The organism is Spongiivirga sp. MCCC 1A20706, assembly GCF_046524175.1.
Lineage (GTDB): Bacteria > Bacteroidota > Bacteroidia > Flavobacteriales > Flavobacteriaceae > Spongiivirga.
Genome location: NZ_JBEFZF010000002.1, coordinates 255404 through 273388 on the forward strand (window position 1 = coordinate 255404; position 17985 = coordinate 273388).

At 37.2% G+C, this 17985-nt stretch carries 13 protein-coding genes; 4 read left to right on the forward strand and 9 right to left on the reverse strand.

Annotated features, from left to right (window positions below; all coding sequences use genetic code 11):
• The 5 genes from ABN763_RS05165 to ABN763_RS05185 are packed head-to-tail and all read right to left on the reverse strand — an operon-like array spanning position 1 to position 2950.
• On the reverse strand, positions 1-720 hold the full coding sequence (locus ABN763_RS05165; protein WP_410484366.1) for a M50 family metallopeptidase: 720 nt from the start codon (positions 718-720) through the stop codon (positions 1-3).
• Positions 721-771: 51 nt separating this feature from the next.
• On the reverse strand, positions 772-1176 hold the full coding sequence (locus ABN763_RS05170) for a hypothetical protein (protein ID WP_410484367.1): 405 nt from the start codon (positions 1174-1176) through the stop codon (positions 772-774).
• 41 nt (positions 1177-1217) lie between these two features.
• A complete protein-coding gene (rsmI, locus tag ABN763_RS05175) occupies positions 1218-1892 on the reverse strand; it encodes a 16S rRNA (cytidine(1402)-2'-O)-methyltransferase (RefSeq protein ID WP_410484368.1) in 675 nt (224 codons plus the stop codon).
• Positions 1885-2256, reverse strand: a complete 372-nt coding sequence (locus ABN763_RS05180) for a DoxX family protein (RefSeq protein WP_410484369.1) — start codon at positions 2254-2256, stop codon at positions 1885-1887. The genes rsmI and ABN763_RS05180 overlap by 8 nt, the downstream gene beginning before the upstream one ends.
• A gap of 22 nt (positions 2257-2278) precedes the next feature.
• Positions 2279-2950 (reverse strand): hypothetical protein, encoded by a 672-nt coding sequence (locus ABN763_RS05185; protein WP_410484370.1) that lies wholly within the window; start codon positions 2948-2950, stop codon positions 2279-2281.
• A gap of 83 nt (positions 2951-3033) precedes the next feature.
• On the opposite strand from ABN763_RS05185, the gene ABN763_RS05190 reads away from it, so the two are divergent.
• The 3 genes from ABN763_RS05190 (at position 3034) to mscL (ending at position 5276) form a co-directional block, all read left to right on the forward strand.
• Complete coding sequence (locus ABN763_RS05190; protein ID WP_410484371.1) at positions 3034-3681, forward strand: thymidine kinase; 648 nt, start codon at positions 3034-3036, stop codon at positions 3679-3681.
• Positions 3681-4784, forward strand: a complete 1104-nt coding sequence (alr, locus tag ABN763_RS05195; protein ID WP_410484372.1) for an alanine racemase — start codon at positions 3681-3683, stop codon at positions 4782-4784. Before ABN763_RS05190 ends, alr begins: the two co-directional genes overlap by 1 nt.
• A gap of 90 nt (positions 4785-4874) precedes the next feature.
• Positions 4875-5276: a large conductance mechanosensitive channel protein MscL gene (mscL, locus tag ABN763_RS05200; protein WP_410484373.1), complete on the forward strand. Its 402-nt coding sequence runs from the start codon at positions 4875-4877 to the stop codon at positions 5274-5276.
• A 130-nt stretch (positions 5277-5406) separates the two neighbouring features.
• Here the strand turns inward: mscL and pbpC are convergent, their stop codons facing one another.
• A complete protein-coding gene (gene pbpC / locus ABN763_RS05205) occupies positions 5407-7761 on the reverse strand; it encodes a penicillin-binding protein 1C (protein ID WP_410484374.1) in 2355 nt (784 codons plus the stop codon).
• A 77-nt stretch (positions 7762-7838) separates the two neighbouring features.
• Between pbpC and ABN763_RS05210 the strand changes: the two genes are divergently transcribed.
• Positions 7839-8123, forward strand: a complete 285-nt coding sequence (locus tag ABN763_RS05210) for a hypothetical protein (protein ID WP_410484375.1) — start codon at positions 7839-7841, stop codon at positions 8121-8123.
• A gap of 80 nt (positions 8124-8203) precedes the next feature.
• On the opposite strand, the gene ABN763_RS05215 is transcribed toward ABN763_RS05210, so the two are convergent.
• From ABN763_RS05215 to ABN763_RS05225, 3 genes are all read right to left on the reverse strand, one after another.
• Positions 8204-13738: an alpha-2-macroglobulin family protein gene (locus tag ABN763_RS05215; RefSeq protein WP_410484376.1), complete on the reverse strand. Its 5535-nt coding sequence runs from the start codon at positions 13736-13738 to the stop codon at positions 8204-8206.
• Positions 13739-14005: 267 nt separating this feature from the next.
• Positions 14006-14329 (reverse strand): hypothetical protein, encoded by a 324-nt coding sequence (locus ABN763_RS05220; protein WP_410484377.1) that lies wholly within the window; start codon positions 14327-14329, stop codon positions 14006-14008.
• A gap of 86 nt (positions 14330-14415) precedes the next feature.
• Complete coding sequence (locus ABN763_RS05225) at positions 14416-17985, reverse strand: M1 family aminopeptidase (protein WP_410484378.1); 3570 nt, start codon at positions 17983-17985, stop codon at positions 14416-14418.

Below are 17985 nucleotides of genomic sequence, written 5' to 3' on the forward strand. Positions count from 1 at the left end.
TTATTCGGAATGAATTAAATAATAGCGGTAACTTCTCCAAAGAATAAAAGCACTAATGATTATGATAACAACACCCCACATCCAATAACTTCCTGATAAAGATTCGGCTATATTTTGTGTGTCAGATTTCATAAGCTTACCCTCCATTACAAATTCACCTGTAAACAAATAATCTAATTGTAAATAGGTGCTTAATGTACTTTGAATTCCTAAAAACAGTAATGTTAATTGAGTTAATTTCTTGTTCTTCACAAAAGAGACAAGCCCCAGTAAGATACTAATGATTAATAATACCCAAACCCCTGTAGTCGACCGAACATATAATAATATCGATGTGATCATTACTACTAATAGAAATCGCATTCCCCATCTAGCCGAATTAGGTTTGGATGAGAGTATGACCAGAATCCCACCGGCAATAGCCGGACCTAATAACCCTCCTGCGGCAACCAGTGCACGACCAATATGTATAGGAACCCATGCATCAGAATAATAGGTTGTGTAAGCAATACCGCTTCCGTTTGCAAATATTTCAAGCCGATCGAAATGTGCCCCAACCACAATGCTAGTTAATCCATGGCCCATTTCATGAAACCAAGTACCTAACAGCATAAAGGGATATCTAACGATTCCTAAGGCGGGAATATACCAAAGCAACAGCACCAAACAGCTAATAGTAATAAGAATTAGCAATTGTTTATTGCGCTTGGATACTGACATATTGAATAGGGTCCAGACTGGACTAGACCAGATGTTTTGGTATAATTTGAATTAAGTTTTTTCGGTCAAGTTTTTTTCTAGAAGTAACCCAATCAATGGAAACTGAAGCCAAAACGAAAAGTAGAAAAAAGTCAAATACCAATATTTAGGGATGAACTTCAGACCTTCTCCTCCAATAATTGCTAGAAAAACAACATCATAAGTAAATAACGGAACTGTGAGATAAAATGCCAACCAAAGCGAGTTTTTAAAATACGCTTGACCAGGAAACATTTTTTTAATTAATAGTTTACCAAAAGGTACATACAATACTGTTATTGCAATCACAACAATTACAGTTAAATCATAGCTCCAACTTTGTCCGTAATCCGGAAGTCCAACAATGACAAAAAACCCCCAAGTAACGAAGCTCATCAATAGCAATAACAAGTGATTTTTAAGTGATAGTTTGCTCATTTATTATTTTGTTTAACTAGCGGTAAAACTTACATCAAATTTTATTTCCCCTTACCTGCAACAACAATAACCAATTCTCCTTTTGGAGGATACTGCTCAAAATGAGAAAGCACTTTTTTTAATGTTCCACGAACGTTTTCTTCGTGTAATTTGCTTAACTCTCGAGATATACAGACCTGTCTGTTTTCTGAAAAGTATTCAATGAAATTTCCCAGTGTTTTGAGTAGTTTGTGTGGTGATTCGTAGAAAACCATAGTGCGAGTTTCTTCGGCAAGCAACTGCAATCTCGTTTGACGCCCTTTTTTTACAGGAAGGAAACCTTCAAAGACAAATTTGTCATTTGGTAATCCGCTATTCACCAATGCTGGCACAAAAGCGGTAGCTCCTGGTAGGCATTCCACTTCGATACCATTTTCAATACAAGCCCGAGTCAATAAAAAACCGGGATCTGAAATTGCAGGAGTACCAGCATCACTAATTAATGCCACTTGTTGGCCACTTTTAATTCGTTGTACAATGGCATCAACGGTTTTATGCTCATTATGCATATGATGTGATTGCATATGCGTATTAATCTCAAAATGTTTTAAAAGCTTACCGCTTGTTCTGGTGTCCTCCGCAAGTATCAAATCAACGTCCTTTAGCACTTCAACAGCACGAAAGGTCATATCTTTTAAATTTCCAATAGGTGTAGGAACAATGTATAGTTTAGACATCGTTTAACGGATATGGGCGCACTTGGTTTCCTAAGAAAAAAGAAACGAAAACAAGTACTATTCCAACAATTGCAGGCAAAACGTCCTCCTGATGCACGTAGTGTAAAGCCGCTGCCAACACTAAATCAAAAAAGAAACCAGCATAAGCCCAGTCTGTAAGCCACCGGACTTTTCTTATCAATAACATTATAATCCCTAATACCTTAGCAACGGCAAGCGGAATAACTATATAACTAGGATACCCATGTGATTCGAAATAACTTTGAATCATTTCGGTATTCATAAAATACATGCTTGCCGAATAGGCCATGAGTGCACAAATTAAAATAGTAGACACCCAATAAATTATGGTTCTGGTTTTCATTTAGTTGCAGTTGGATTGAATTTTAAGCGAATCGACTTTCGACAATTTCCATAAAACGGTCGGCATAATCTTCTTTTCCTAACCAATAGTTGTATTTAGGTTTTAAGGTAATCTTAATGTATGACTCAGCATCTGCAAAGGAATCTTTTGAGTTAATCATTGCAACTGCTTCATCATACGCTTCATTTTTACCGTCAAACAAATGTTTTATAAACGCGATTTTATCATTTAACCCAATATTCATTTCCTTTTTAAACCGATCGTTGATCGATTGCACTTTTTTTTCTGTAGCGATGTCATTTGCGGTAGGAGTAACATCGGTCATATCGCTTTTTTCAAAAACAGGCGGAGGTACGATGTCCTTTAAAATATCATCTAGTGTCTCTTCTCTAGGCATTTCGGTAACCATACCTTTAATGGTATCCATTAAATTGTGGTTTCTAATATCTTCTTGATTTGGATTTTCTTCTGGCACCTCCATTTTTTCGCCTAAGCGACCAAACGCCTCTTTTTTACTTACTTTGGTGAGATCAAGTTCATCTTCAGAGAAGTTAGTTTCCAGAAATCGCATTACGGTTAACTTTTCATAAATACGTTTCGCTTCTTTTTGTAATATGATGATATCTGATTCATCCTTCATTTTTAAAATTCGCACTGCAAGATCATTCAACTCTTTTTCCAACTTCCGCTTCATCACTTTTGTATTTAAATTATGTATGTTTGTGTCACTTATAAGTAAACGTAACTTCTGTACGTTTTCGTCTAGAAAATTACAAAATGTTTCTCGAAAACACGGTAAATCATAAAGAGCAATTTGGCTGGATCGAAGTGATCTGCGGCTCGATGTTTTCTGGGAAAACGGAAGAATTGATTAGAAGATTGAAAAGAGCGCAATTTGCAAGGCAAAAAGTGGAAATTTTTAAGCCGGCAATTGACATTCGTTATGATGACGAAAAAGTAGTTTCGCATGATGACAATGAGATACGCTCTACACCGGTTCCGGCAGCAGCTAATATTCGTTTGTTAGCGGATAACTGTGATGTCGTGGGTATTGATGAAGCTCAGTTTTTTGATGATGAAATTGTTTCGGTATGTAATGACCTTGCTAACAAAGGGATTCGCGTGATAGTTGCAGGATTAGATATGGATTTTAAAGGAAACCCATTTGGGCCCATGCCAAACCTAATGGCTACTGCTGAATATGTGACCAAAGTACACGCAGTTTGCACGCGCACGGGAAACCTTGCTCAATATAGTTTTAGAAAAGCCGAAAATGACAAGTTGGTAATGCTTGGTGAAACAGAAGAATATGAACCCTTGAGTCGTGCAGCCTACTACAAAGCAATGCTTCGTCAAAAAGTGAGAAATATGGAGGTTAAAGATGCTGAAGAACTAGATGCTAAAGGTAAAAAGTCTGCTGACTAATGGCTGCACAAGAAACGGTATTACAAATAGACCTTAATGCGTTGGCGCATAATTACAATTATCTTAGATCGCTTTTAAAAACCGAAACCAAATTACTTGCAGTGGTAAAAGCATTTGGTTATGGGAGTGATTCTGTTGAAATTGCTAAATTCTTGGAAACTTTAGGGGTAGATTATTTTGCGGTAGCGTATACAAATGAGGGCGTTGCACTGCGCAATGCTGGGATTGAAACGCCCATTTTAGTACTTCACCCACAAGCTGTTAACTTCAAAACAATTATCGATCGCTGTCTTGAGCCCAGCTTATATTCTGCTCGAATTTTAAATAGATTTATTGACGCAGCTGCCCAACAAAATCAAAAAAATTATCCGGTTCATATCAAATTTAACACGGGATTAAATCGACTTGGATTTTGGGAAAATGATGTCGATTATATTATTGATAGGTTAAAAAAAGCTCCTGAGCTACAAGTAAAATCGGTTTTTTCGCATTTGGCAGCTTCCGAAGATGAAAATGAGCAGGAATTTACATTGGGTCAGATCACTTCTTTTAAGAAAATTGCTAACGAAATTGCTGAAAAACTGGGGTATCAACCAATGATGCACCAATTAAACTCTTCGGGATTATTAAATTATCCCGATGCACAGTTCGATATGGTTCGTTGCGGAATCGCTCTTTATGGTTATGGTAATGACCCAAAATATACCGGCAAATTAAAACCGGTTGCCAGTTTAAGATCGGTAATTTCTCAAATTCATATGATTGAACCAGGTGAAACTGTCGGCTATAATCGTGCCTATGTTTCAAAAGGATACGAAAAAACTGCTACAATTCCTATTGGTCATGCTGATGGTATTAGTCGAAGCTTTGGTAATGAAAGAGGGTTTGTAATGATCAACAAGAAAAAAGCTCCAATAATTGGTAATGTATGCATGGATATGATTATGGTTAATATTACCAATATTGATTGTCGGGAAGGTGATGAAGTGGTACTATTTGACGAGAATTATACAGCAGAAGATATGGCACCATTAGCAAACACCATTTCTTATGAATTGCTAACAGCGGTATCTCAACGAGTAAAACGAACGTTTCTTCGATAAAGACGGATACATTTTAGCAAAAATTTTGTTAAAGGATTGGATTTTTGACTACATTTAAAGTCATATAAACCAATTAACAATAATATTATTATGGGATTTTTTAGTGAGTTTAAAGATTTCGCCATGAAAGGAAATCTGGTAGATATTGCCGTAGGTTTCGTAATGGGTGCTGCTTTTAACAAGTTAGTAGCTTCGTTTACCGGAGGAATCGTTTCACCATTAATCGGATTATTATTTGATTCTGATTTTAAAGATTTGCGTATGAAACTCAAAGACGGAACGGCCAATGAAGCCGGAGAAATGGTCGGCGAAGTTTGGCTTGAGTATGGAACCTTCCTAACAAACGTGATCGACTTTATAATCGTAGCATTTGTAATGTTCTTAATTGTAAAGGGCGTTAATAAAATGAAAAAGCCGGAACCACCCGCTGCACCAGCAGGTCCTTCAGATAATGATCTTTTAAAAGAAATTTTAGAAGCATTGAAGAAATAGAAGATGTAAAAGACACGCAGCCGCTACGCTGCATATGCTAATATGTCTAATTTAACCGCTCCTTTGTTGGGGCGGTTTTTTTGTTTTAAATACTAGCCTTTGAAAACTCTAAAAGTATGATTGATGATAATCACTCCCCAATCTCAATTCGTCTTTTTGCCTCATTTCCAAATTCATCAACCACGGTGATGATGTGCTTCCCAGTTTTTGGTTGTAAGGCAAAATCATGAATGTTTTTGGTGCTTCCTACGAACATGTCATCAACATACCAAAAAACAGTCGTTTCACTTTGTGAATGTGCCAATTTAAATATCAACTCGTTGGTAGTCCCATCAAAATCTTTAGGCAAAAATATCTTGCTATTTTCCTTTGGGTAAATAAAGTCCATAGTCAATGAATTTTCACCTAAACAATCAGGACGAAAATTGGGAAGGCTTTTGTAGTATGGGTCTTTTTTCTGATAGTAATACTCCATTAAGGGTGGCAATACAAACCACGATTTGTTGACAATATTGGTCAGGGGTTCGCAGGATGAATTGATTTGAAACTGCTCATTTTTATCTAAGTGTACCCAAATATGATAGGGGCAAGGTTTTGTTTTAAGTCCGCTTACTTGTACAAAACTTTGTATAGTTTCTTCGCAAAATTCTCCAGCACGATAACCGCTTTTTGCACAAACAGCCACCTCTCTCATTTCATCATAGGGTTTTTCAAACCATTTGCTACGGGGTAATAAATCAAAAACATCAAAAAGTATGGGTGCAGCAGCCTCGACACCAACCAATCCAGGTCGCCCTTCTCCATCAGCATTACCTATCCAAACACCAACCACATAGTCTTTTGTCGTACCAATGGCCCATGCATCCCGAAAACCATAACTAGTTCCCGTTTTCCAGGCAATTTGCTTGCTAGCATCGAAAAACTCCCAATTTTCTTCGCCCTCGGGTCGGTTAACCTCTTTCATCGATTCATAAGTGAGGTAAATAGAACCAGCATCAAAAACAGTTTTTTCTCTACTTACAGTGCCGAAATTTACTTCTTTATTCGCGTAAAAAGTAGGTTCGCAAAACTCATTAGTATAGTAGGTGCTTGAGTTTTTATTAAAGTGATTTAAAGTGGATGAAAAGGCAGCATAGGTTTTGGTTAAATCCCATAAATTACTCTCTGCACCACCAAGAATGAGTGACAAACCGTAATGGTTTGCATTGTATTTTAAGTCTTTTAAATTAAGCTGTTTTAGTTGATGGTAGAAGCGATCGAGGCCATATTGTTGTAACATTCGCACCGATGGAACATTAAGCGAACGCGATAAAGCCTTACTTGCTGAAACTGCACCATCAAATTGTTTATTGAAGTTTTCGGGATTGTAGCCAGCAATTTGAGTGGGGACATCGGCAACCAAGGTATTGGGTAAAATGTCTCCAGCATCGAGCACCGAAGCGAACAAAAAAGGTTTCATAATACTACCTGTACTCCTGGGTTTGTCTATAACATCTACGTGTTTTTGATGTGCATTATCGGTAGGTGAGTTGCCTATATAAGCCAGTACTTTTCTTGTTTTCACGTCAAGCACTAATACCGCTATGTTATAAATCTCATTTTGTTTTAAACTGAAATGATGGTTGCTAACTAGCTCATTGGTTTGAAGCTGTAATCTTGTTTTAATTGATGTGCGAATGCGTTCCCCTCGGTGTTTAGCGGCTATTTTTTGAAGTAAATGAGGTGCTAATTGCTGTATAGGATATGGTTTTTGAGGAAGGGCTTCAGCAATTGAGAGCTCATAGGTTAGGCTGTCGATAATTTCTTTTTCTAGTAGCTTTTTTAAAAGCCGATTTCTCTTTTTAAGTAGTTTATCTTGATTTCTACCTGGAAAAATGAGCCCCGGAGCATTGGGTAAAACTGCAAGTGTAGCACTTTCGGCCCAGGACAAATCTTCAGCGTTTCTGCCAAAGTATCGCCATGCAGCGGCATCTAAACCTACGACGTTACCTCCAAAAGGTGCATGTGAAGCATATAGGGATAAAATCTTGTCTTTACTATGCCTTAATTCGAGACGAGTGGCAAGAATTAATTCAACCAGTTTTTCACCATACGTACGTTTTTTTCCTTTTCTAGCTAACCGAATTGTTTGTTGAGTAAGTGTACTTCCGCCGCGTTTAATACTACCTGATTTGATGTTCTGACTTAGGGCTTTTGCAATTGAAATGGGATTGAATCCCGGGTGCTTATAAAAATATTCATCCTCAAAATGAATAATACAGTGCTTAAATTTATCAGGGACACTATCATTCGACGGAAATCGCCATTGTCCGTCATCGGCTATTAAAGCGCCTAGTAACTCACCATTTTCGCTATCGATTACTGTTGCTGTAGAATCTTTAAAAAGAGGTCTGGGTAAACAAAATGCGTAAGCAATCAAGCCAACCAAAAATATGATCGATTTGATTTTGTTTTTAATAATGTAGCCTCTTACTTTTTTAAGCATATTTTATTAATACTTCATTTTGAAGTCAATTAATGATGTTGTAATTTTATAATTGACAAAATTTAATACTTCAAATTATGAAATATGCAATTTTATCAGTTTCGCTTTTAATAGGATTTAGCCTATCTGCTCAGGATAAAAAACTTACTGGTCCGGCTTATAAAAATGCCCATCCAGCAGTAAAATACGATTCTAAAAACGAGCTTGTTATTGCTGAAAAACCAACGCAATTAACAGGACCTGCTTTTAAGAATCAAAAGCCTTGGCAGAAAAAGAACGATGCTACCAAAAAAGTGGTGTTCTTTAAAAGGAAACAGCTTCAAGGACCGAAGGCTAAAAATGCAAAGCCTTGGGATAACTAATTGAAATGTCTGTTTGAGCGCTGTCGAAACCTACTCGTCGTCATATTAGTTCTCGACAGTGCTCAAACAGACATAGTTGTTTACTTCTCAATCTCCACCCATTGTCCTTTATTTCTTACTAAATAATCATTGTCATACATTGCCTCTGCTTGTGTACCAGGTAAATAGTATTTACCTAAATAAGCTGCATTCAGAAGCACACTGAATTTTTTATTTGAGCCGGTCGATCCACTTCTACTTAAATCAAAATAGAAATTAACACGATCATCACGAATATCCGTATATCGTGCTTGATTAGCTGTGTTATTGCCATATGCAGTGAACCGTGTATTAACAATCTCCCATCCTGAAGGGAAAATTTGTGTGAGTGCAATATCTTTTACAGCCTCTCTTTTTAAGTTAGAAACAGAAATGTTTGCTACAATATCGGTACCTTGAGTTAATTTGCTAACATCGATTGCGTTCCCTTTGGCATCAGTATAACTTACAGAAAGACTCAGCCCTCGTTGCTCTATAGTTTCTTCTCCTAGTGGGAGTTTACCAGCGGTAACGACTCTCACATATACGACATTACTTTTATTATTAGTGATGTTTAAACTATTAGATCCTTGTTTTACTCGTAGCTCACGTTGCGCAATGGCTTTTTTAGTGTCAATAGCTTGATTGGGCTGATCATTAAAAGCGTATTTTAAGTTTAAAGCCTTTCCGCCATTTTTCTCGACCATTTTAGCCATAGCTAGTAAACTGTATGCCGTTGTTTGCGTACTCATCCAACGATCAGATGATAGTTGTTTCGCAAGATATTCAGCAACTTCTCTTGCTTTGCTACTACCGGTAATTACCATAGTTTCTAATGCCATTGCTCTATTTCTATCAACTGATCCGTAAGTGTAATAATCCCCATTTACCGCTTTAAAATCGATATTAGATCGCGCCATTAGCTTATCTGCCGCTTCTTTTTGACCCGCCAGGGCGTAGGCTGCTGCAAGTCGCCACTTTGCATCGTTAGAGATCTCACTAAACTCACGTAATCGATTCATCGAAGACAAGTCAGGATTGCCCGATAGTGCCAGCGTATACAGACGATAAGCTTGGGCAACATCCGATCTGTAATACTTGTAACTAGGTCTCCAATCGCGAGCGGCCTGCTTTTGATATCTTATCCAATTGCTCATAAAAGTCAGCGGAAGAGTATAACTTTTCTTCTCGGCCTCAATCATAAAATGACCAGCATAACTAGTACCCCAATCATTGGCTGTGTTTTCACCAATCCAATAACTCATGCCGCCATTGGGTTGTTGAAAATGTGATAAACGTTTGATGCCGTTCTTGACATTTTTCTCTATTTCCTGTTTTTTCTTATAATCCATATCGAATATATCAGCTAAATATAACTGAGGGAATACACTACTTGTGGTTTGCTCGACACATCCGTGAGGGTACCTTATAAGATATTCCATTCTTCGGGTAAAATCCATTGGAGGCAGTGTAGAAAATTCAACCTGGGCAGCATTAGTACCCACTACCCCAAAGGTCTCAAATGGAATTGTTTGAGTAGTATTCGCTTCTAAAACGACATCATTGAATTTAGTAGTTATCGGATTCGGATTCACCACATCGATCTCAACTTCATAGGTTGATTTTTCTCCATTACCGGTAGCAATTACCTGTACTTTATTAATGCCCTTTGCTTTACTAACATCCAGCTCGAAAAACGCCATTTTCTCATCAGGTTTTGCAAAAGACAGAGACTTGGTTTTTTCTCCAACAACGCTTATTCCGTCACTTAATTTTAAACTAAGACTGACGTTTTTCACTTTGTTATCCATGGCAAAAACACTAACCGGAAGACTAACTTTCTCACCAGGGCTTAACTTTCTGGGCAAGGTAGCCAAGACCATTAATGATTTTTTCACTGGGGTTGTTTTTTCCGCATTACCGTAGGCGGCATTGGTAATATCTCCCGCAACGACCATAGTACGGACCGAACCTACATAGTTAGGCATCGTTATTTTATGGCTTTTAGTTTCGCCTTTCTTCAAGCTAAATGGGCCTAGGTATTTCACTACAGGCTTAAATCGGTTTGCTTTTTTCTTTTTCCCACCACCAGCTTCGCCATCACCACCAATACTAAACACCTGTTCTATACTACCACCATATGCGCCCATAACATAGTCATAAATATCCCATGTTTTAACCCCAAGCGCTTCTCTTGCGTAAAATTCATTCCATGCATTAGGGGTTTTAAAACGGGTGAGGTCGAGTAGTCCATCATCCACTACTGCTACGGTGTAGGTCATTGCTTTATTGTTTTTCTCATGTACCTTAACCGTAAATTCTTTTTCGGGTTGAAGCTCATCAGGCATCGAAATTTGAGGGTCTAGCCTAGTATTTGCATCTTCAACCATGATTGGAATCACTCCGTATAAGCGTAATGGCAGGTCATTTTCAGTAACTGCATGTGGTTGTAATAACGAGATATTAATAAAGACATTAGGAGCCATTTCTTTAGTTATTTGAACACTCGCTTTAGTCTCACCTTTTTTGGTTTTAATCCAAGTAGTTTGAAGCACTTCTGTACCATTCTCAACACTTACCAAAGCGCGGCCTTCTGATCCTGAAGGGAAGGTTACAGTAGCAGTTTCACCTACATTATATTTTTCTTTATCGGTAGAGAATACAAGCATACTTGCTGCTTCGCTATCAGCAGACCAGTCACTTCGCCACCAATTTTTATAGAAATAAGCTGTACGGCCAGTAGCGTGACCACTTTTCGGATCGTACACACGAATTAAATAACGCCCACGATCATTATCAGGAACATTGATTGTAACACTAGCTTCTCCTTTGCTATTGGTGTTTACTTTTTTGGTGATAAACGGGCGGTGGTAATTGTTTGAAGCATAAGAAGCTAGATTATCATATGAAGAACTCCACCACCAACGCCATTTCACTTGATATACTCGTACCTCTAAGTTCTTTCGCCGAACAGGCTTTCCATTTTCATCAACAGTAACAATATCAAAAGTGGTATTTTCATCGGTATAGTACGATCCGTACGCTCTACTTTTAGGAGAACGAATACCAACATAGGACTCGTATGGAGAATATTTCTTACTAAAAGCATCTATTGAGAAATCACCACCCTGCTCAAAAGCCCGAGTTAAAAATGACACGTTCAACATTCCTGGAGCATTGGTGCCAATGTTGATTGTCTTGTTGATCGTAGCGCTTCCTTCTTCATTCACATTTCCTTCAAAAATGGTCATTTCTTCTGAGCGAAAGGTTCTTGTAGGATCATTAAAAATATATTTAGGATATTTTTTAAAGCCAGTGTAGCTTGAAGTGAAATTGGCTCGGACTTCGGCCTTCAAATTTTTTGCAGGAGCACCATGTAACCACTGCACATTTAAATCGGCATTTAGAGCTTGTTTGCTAGACAGAACCTCATTTTCAAAATCGAATTTGATCTTTAGTCGATTTGGTTTTACCGTTTCAACTTTTAAGGATTTATAGAAACGAGCACCCCCCACAGAAACCGTTGCATTCCAGTTTCCTGTTTTGTCTTCGCTGTTAGTTGGGACTTTAAATGCATATACATTATTAACCCCATTGGAGAGTATCTTTTTATATATGAGTTTCCCGCTAGGGTCGGTAACCTCCATACGAACAGGGTGTTTTTTTGGCAGTTTGTTACCGTTGTCATTCAACATAAAAGTAAGATGTAGTGAATCTCCTGGGCGCCAAACTCCGCGTTCACCATAGATAAATCCTTTTAACCCACGTTGCAATGTTCTCCCCGATACATTAAACTTACTAAGCGATAGGGAATTGCCATCATCTAACTTAATGTAGGTTGTACTATTCCCTTTAGAAGCCATTGCAAAAGAAGCATAGTTATCGGCGTCAAAAATGGCTAAACCATCATTATCAGTATTTATGGAGCCGATCTCTTGTTGCTGAAAATTGAATAGTTTAATGGTTGTTCCAGCCTGTGGTTCAGTTGTTAAAATATTGGTCACCGCAAAATAATATGACTTATTGGTCCCGCGTTTTGCGATTACTCCTAGATTAGAAGCCAGCAAGTTATTGGTGACAATCCTATCTTCATGGTAATACGCTTCATGACACGGATTCTCACGCTGATTCCAGTTATACCGATAATTGCGATAATTATACCGTAGATTATCCCAGTACTCTTCTTCGGCTATTTCATTTTCCTGGTTATTGTAATCTGCAATATCTTCATTATCGTCATCTGGTTGAGTTGAGTTTTCACCACAATCATATAAAGAATAAGAGGGTTTAAAACTAAGCTCAATACGATACATTGCGCCAGGATCGGCATTAAAAATACTAGCAAGGTCAACACTATAAGCGCTCCATTTTCCAGAATTAACTTCACCATCGTTCACCAACTGAATTGTCTTTTTGGCAATGCGTCTCCCGACTCGTTTTATACTATTGCTATACCCTCCGTTTATATTGTTATCCTGCAGAAACTGCAACATATTATCTTCATAGATCTTGATAATTCGCACATCGACCTTTTTAAGACTTACCGCCTCGAAATTGAACTTTAGGTTTTGTGAATTAGGCAGAATAACGCCGTTAGTGACCAGCCTAACTTGCGGCTTTAATTCTTCAAAGGAAATCGTTTCAGAAAAAGCTTTTTTTAAGCGATAGTTATCAGTGTTTTTGATGCCTTGAAAAATATCCACTTGTACGTTGCCAACAACTCTGCTACCTGGATAGACTTTAAGTACATTCCCATCGACCGTGAAATTGGGATTTTTAACGCCTGAAATGGAAACCAAACCATCAAAATTCTGTTGTTTTTTAAGTTGATCAGAGAAATTGATACTTAAGTATTGTTCAGGACTTTGAATAACATCTACTTCAATAATAGTGAAGTTGTTAATGCCAGGAATAGTGACTGTGTTTTCACCATTATTATCCGCGTTGATGGCATTTCCATTCCATTTGATACTGATTTTTGTGTCTTCAACTTCTCGTTCGATGCTGTCGATCTTAAAATCAAATACTGTTGATTTTTGGACGGACTCATCAAACTTTATTGATAGATCCTTTTTGTTTTGTATTGCTGAAACCAGTTTTTTAGCGTTTTCTAAAGTGATAATGTCGGCGGTTTTAATAACACCTTCTAAATATTGCCATTGCTTGCTGTATGACTGTAGGTTGTTGGTTACAATATTGAAGTTGGGTTCTATTGTTTTAAACGAAAAGCTATATTGTTTATAAGCAGATGGAAGATCGTCATATATCTTTCTTAGGTTAAGGGTAATCTTGTATTCAGTATCCGGCTGTAGGTCGTCACTAGGTTGAAAAATGAGCGAACGCTTGTTTGCAGCCTTCAACGTGCCTTCGATTGAAGGACTTATTTTTATAATAGCACTTTCAAGAATTTGACCGGTTTCCCAACCGGCTACTTCTTTTGCAAGATCTATTTGAATAGGCTGTGCTATAGATATTCTACCAGAGGTGGTGTAATGAATGTAGTCTTTAAAATTGAATAAGTTATCAGTTTCAGTTGCTTTGTCTTTACAGGAAAAAATTGTTGCTGTAAGCAGCACAAGGGCTAGGAATCGCTTCATGGGTTGTTTGTTAAGTAGCTGATTTACTGTTGTAATATATTACAACAGTATACCAAGCTGAAAGTTACGCTTTTCGTTAAAATCAATGTAAAATTATTACGAAATAATGGTGATCACATCCCTGAATTTTGGGATTTACCATTAGTTCAATACAATTGGATGGAGAGGTGTAGTTAGTTACTAACTACAATTAAATATACTAATGAAAGTATCAACTTAGATTTTTGTTAGGAAAGATTTAAGAAAATGAGTTGAAAGAGAAAGTAATTAAGGGGCTTCTATTATTGACGAAATTAAAATCCTATCCGAAGCTCCGCAATCATCATTAGGCTCAATTAAACTCCAGTTTAAGTCAACTTTTAAGGGTAAGTTTTCAATTGATAAATCCAAATCGTTAGCGGGGAGTTGATCAACTTCGAACCGGTATGTTTGATCTTCAATCTCTATGAAATAACCACCACAAAAACAAATACACAGGGTAAGGTCTGCCCCGGTAATAAGTCCTTCTGATTCAAATGTTGTCCTGTCATCGTCATTCGAACAACTTATAAATGATAAGAATGCAAACAAGTATAAAAATTGGCGCCGCATATTAATTGAGTTTTACCATAGGTTGATGCAAAAAGAACGAACTCGTTGCGTGTGGCAAATGTTGCATCTATTAAGAACGCAATTAGCTATTTTAAGACAATGGTATTGTCTGAGTAAATACGGTCTATTCTGGTTAAAAATGGATCTACAGAAATAAAGTTTGGCAAACTTTCTACGTTAATTTTAACAGTACTTATATTCTCTTTAATAAGATGCTGGTTAAGATAGATCGGGATGTCTTTTTTGGCTAAATTTTTAGGATGTTTATTAAAGAGTCCGATTTGAATTGGCTCATTAATATCTATTTCTCTTTCTTGACCATTTTTCAAGGTCTTATATCGTTTTGCCTGTACTTTAATAGTAATGTCAAAAGTACCGTCCTCTAATTTTTCATGGGTTGATGAAATAATAGATAAATCATAACGTATTATTCTTTTCATCCAATCATTAACGAGAGGATGGTATTTTTCTGAAGTTAATTTGTAGAGTTCTTCTAGAAATTCCAATGTATGCACTCCAGGCTCATCATTATGACGATATTTTTGCATCAAACTTTGTAGTATGTTGTTAAGAGTCTCCTCACCAATAAGGTCTCTGATTGACAACAATACAGGCCCATTTTTCCCGTATATAAGGTAGTTTTCATCTTGTTGCAGATATAAAGGAGGTTCTATAACTGAAGCGAAGGTGCGACCACTAAAATATCTGGAAATTGATTGTTTGTTGAGTTCCCAAAGAGCGCCTTTTCCATACATGTTTTCAAGAACTACTCCTTCTGTATATTTTGTAAAGCCTTCGGTTATAAAACTTGCTCCACTAACGTTTTTTGGGGTCAATTGCATTCCCCACCATTGGTGGGCCACCTCGTGAATGGTTCTTTTTGAAACAAGATCAAAAGTTTTGGTGTTTCTTATATCAATTAGATATAAATTGTCTTCTACCATATTAATAAGTCCTGGGTGCGCCGCACCACCAAAAGGGTGATAAGAAGGAATTTCGGCTATTCGTAAATGATCAAATAAGTAACCTCCAAAATTAGATAGACAATAATCCAAAGTAGCCCGCGTACTTTCATTTATTGTTTTATGATTTGTGTCGTGACCTACCTGATAGTAATATTCTAAAGAAATGTCTTCGTAAGCATCCGTTTTAAGAGCGTAATCGGCTGAAAAATATGCCAAGGCGGGAATATGCTTTGCAGGGAACTCATAAGTATAGAAGCTTCTGTTATTCTTATCCTGCTTTTTGACCAAATTACCTGGTGCTAGCGCTATTTGATCCGAATCAGTTGATACTACTGTCCGGAATTTCACTTTTCCATACTGGGCATTATTTATATGTAAGTGGTCATCTTCTGCAATGACTTCTTCTTTTTTTGGTAAGCCTGTTTGTTCGCGCTCAAATGGGTCAGATAACTCTAATGAAGAGCGATATCCCAATACAGGTTCGAAGACATCATGTCTGATGTAAGTGCCATTTTTTACGATAGTTCTGTCTACCTTATAAGGACTTGATTGCTTGGTAAACTGATATTGAAATCTAGCTGTTTCTTGAGGCAAAATGGGGTTGTTGAACTTGAAAAGATAGGTGCCAAATACAGTATCCTTAAAAACGAGTTTCGCGTTTTCAAGATGAATTGATGATAGTATTTTACGCTCTGTAATAAACAGATGAGTAACAGGAAGGTTGTTTTTATTTAGAAGTTGGTAATCAGCAGAGAACTCATACTTTTGCTCGGTAGGGAATATGTCAACTTTTGTCTTCATATCAGTATAATGAAGCCTAGGTATCGTATCGTATTGCTTAAATAATCGCTCGTACTGCTCGAAGTAATCTTTACGATCGGTTGAAGTTTGATACGTATTTTTAATATTTAGTTCGTTAAACAGATTTAGGGCAGAAAAAGTAAAAAGAATGACACCTAATGACAGACTTACCAATTCCCACTGCTTCCATTTTTTTAGACTAAAATAGTTCTTGAAGTTATTTTTTATGTTGATTTCTCGGTTCCACAACTTAAAAGACAAAATAGATAGGATGGTACCAAATGACAACCAGTATAGTGCATAAGAATTAAAGGCTTTTGCATGCAGCGAATAGCCCGCCATATTTGAATATATGGGAGTTGGCATATTTCCTATTCGAAGCATGGGGTGTTCAATGCCAAGATTGGCAGAAAGTGAAGTGCCTAGGAAGAGAAGTACGAGTGCCGTAATACCCATTCCCAGGTATTTATGATTTACAACACTCTGAATAAAGACGGCAACGATGGCAGATACGAATAATGTAGCACCGTTGTAATAAAAGATGGCTAGATATTGATCTATTTCAATATTGGTATATCCATTGATTAGTTGAAAGCCCATACAAACGATAATCACGGTTGTAATGAGGATCATAGGAATTAATGCAAGCACAATCAGTTTTGACAAAAAGAACGCCCAGTTTAAGGTAGGAGAGGTATTTAAAATGCTGTCAAATTGTTTGTCTCTTGCTCTCCAAATGAGCTCACCAGAATATAATACAATTAAGATGAGCGACATCATTGGGACTAATTCCATTACAATCTCAATAAGCAAATTGGTAAATGGATACCAGCTATCGCCATAAGCACCACCATCAAAAATTCTTGCATATAATTCAAGAATGGAGGTGGAGAATAGAGTTAATATAACAACTAGAAAAGGGAGACTTTTATAAACACCAATTATATCAATTTTAATTGATGACCAAAATGCTATCCATTGTGTTTTACTATTAACGGAAGACTTAGCAGCGAAATATGGCGAAACGGCAACAGTGTTTTCTTCTTGTTCTATTTTTTTGACTCTTTGCGATGATTGTCTAAAGGAAAACAAGTGATAGGTAATTACTAGAACAACTAAGGAGAATGCAGTCCATATTAGTCTGTTCCAAAGGTAAGATCCTGATAATGTAAACTTCAAACTACTTTTTTCATAAGGCGTCCAGAACTGGGTATATTCAAAAAAGGTCGCCCCTGCAAAAGGATCTGTTAAGGCAGCTATTGCCATTTGCTCAGGAGTCGCTGGCACAGAAGATGCAATTATCGGAGAGTTTGAATAAAATGCAACTAAAAAATACAGAATGTAAATAAGTACCGCGGCCGAATAGGTTGCTAAGTTGTTTTTAGTTAAAATACTTACTGAGAATATAAGAGCAGTGCATATAAAAAAGTTAGGGACAACAATGACCAGCATTGGCCAGATATATGTTGAGAAATCAAAAACAGCTATGCGCGCCGGATCAAGGTCCGAAATAGATAAACCAGCAATGAACCCCGGAAGAAAAAGACTGAACGCTAATGTGCTATAAATGAAAACACCAATGAATCGACTCCAGAAGAAGTATTTTTTTTGAATAGGAGTGCTAAACACAATTGACTGCATTTGGTATTTTTTATCCCTGAGCGCACCACTCACCGCAAAAAACATGATGATAAATACACACCCTAAACAAGAAATAGTTGTACTATTCACTACTTGGTAAGCAGCATTGAAATCTACTTGAGCGGGGGCTTGACCAATACCACCAAGGAAAAAACCAAACAGAAAAAAAAGTAGTGAGAAAAGGGGCAATGCTCTTTGCTTTGATTGGTATAAAAATTCAAAACGAAGTAATTGTAGTAATAGGCTCAT

Excerpts from the sequence above, each read along its gene's own strand:
- ABN763_RS05210 (WP_410484375.1), top strand. The coding sequence starts at position 7,839 with ATGAAATATGCAATTTTATCAGTTTCGCTTTTAATAGGATTTAGCCTA.
- ABN763_RS05215 (WP_410484376.1), bottom strand. The coding sequence starts at position 13,738 with ATGAAGCGATTCCTAGCCCTTGTGCTGCTTACAGCAACAATTTTTTCC.
- ABN763_RS05225 (WP_410484378.1), bottom strand. The coding sequence starts at position 17,985 with ATGAGCCTATTACTACAATTACTTCGTTTTGAATTTTTATACCAATCA.
- rsmI (WP_410484368.1), bottom strand. The coding sequence starts at position 1,892 with ATGTCTAAACTATACATTGTTCCTACACCTATTGGAAATTTAAAAGAT.
- ABN763_RS05190 (WP_410484371.1), top strand. The coding sequence starts at position 3,034 with ATGTTTCTCGAAAACACGGTAAATCATAAAGAGCAATTTGGCTGGATC.
- alr (WP_410484372.1), top strand. The coding sequence starts at position 3,681 with ATGGCTGCACAAGAAACGGTATTACAAATAGACCTTAATGCGTTGGCG.
- pbpC (WP_410484374.1), bottom strand. The coding sequence starts at position 7,761 with ATGCTTAAAAAAGTAAGAGGCTACATTATTAAAAACAAAATCAAATCG.
- ABN763_RS05170 (WP_410484367.1), bottom strand. The coding sequence starts at position 1,176 with ATGAGCAAACTATCACTTAAAAATCACTTGTTATTGCTATTGATGAGC.
- ABN763_RS05185 (WP_410484370.1), bottom strand. The coding sequence starts at position 2,950 with ATGAAGCGGAAGTTGGAAAAAGAGTTGAATGATCTTGCAGTGCGAATT.
- ABN763_RS05220 (WP_410484377.1), bottom strand. The coding sequence starts at position 14,329 with ATGCGGCGCCAATTTTTATACTTGTTTGCATTCTTATCATTTATAAGT.
- ABN763_RS05180 (WP_410484369.1), bottom strand. The coding sequence starts at position 2,256 with ATGAAAACCAGAACCATAATTTATTGGGTGTCTACTATTTTAATTTGT.
- ABN763_RS05165 (WP_410484366.1), bottom strand. The coding sequence starts at position 720 with ATGTCAGTATCCAAGCGCAATAAACAATTGCTAATTCTTATTACTATT.
- mscL (WP_410484373.1), top strand. The coding sequence starts at position 4,875 with ATGGGATTTTTTAGTGAGTTTAAAGATTTCGCCATGAAAGGAAATCTG.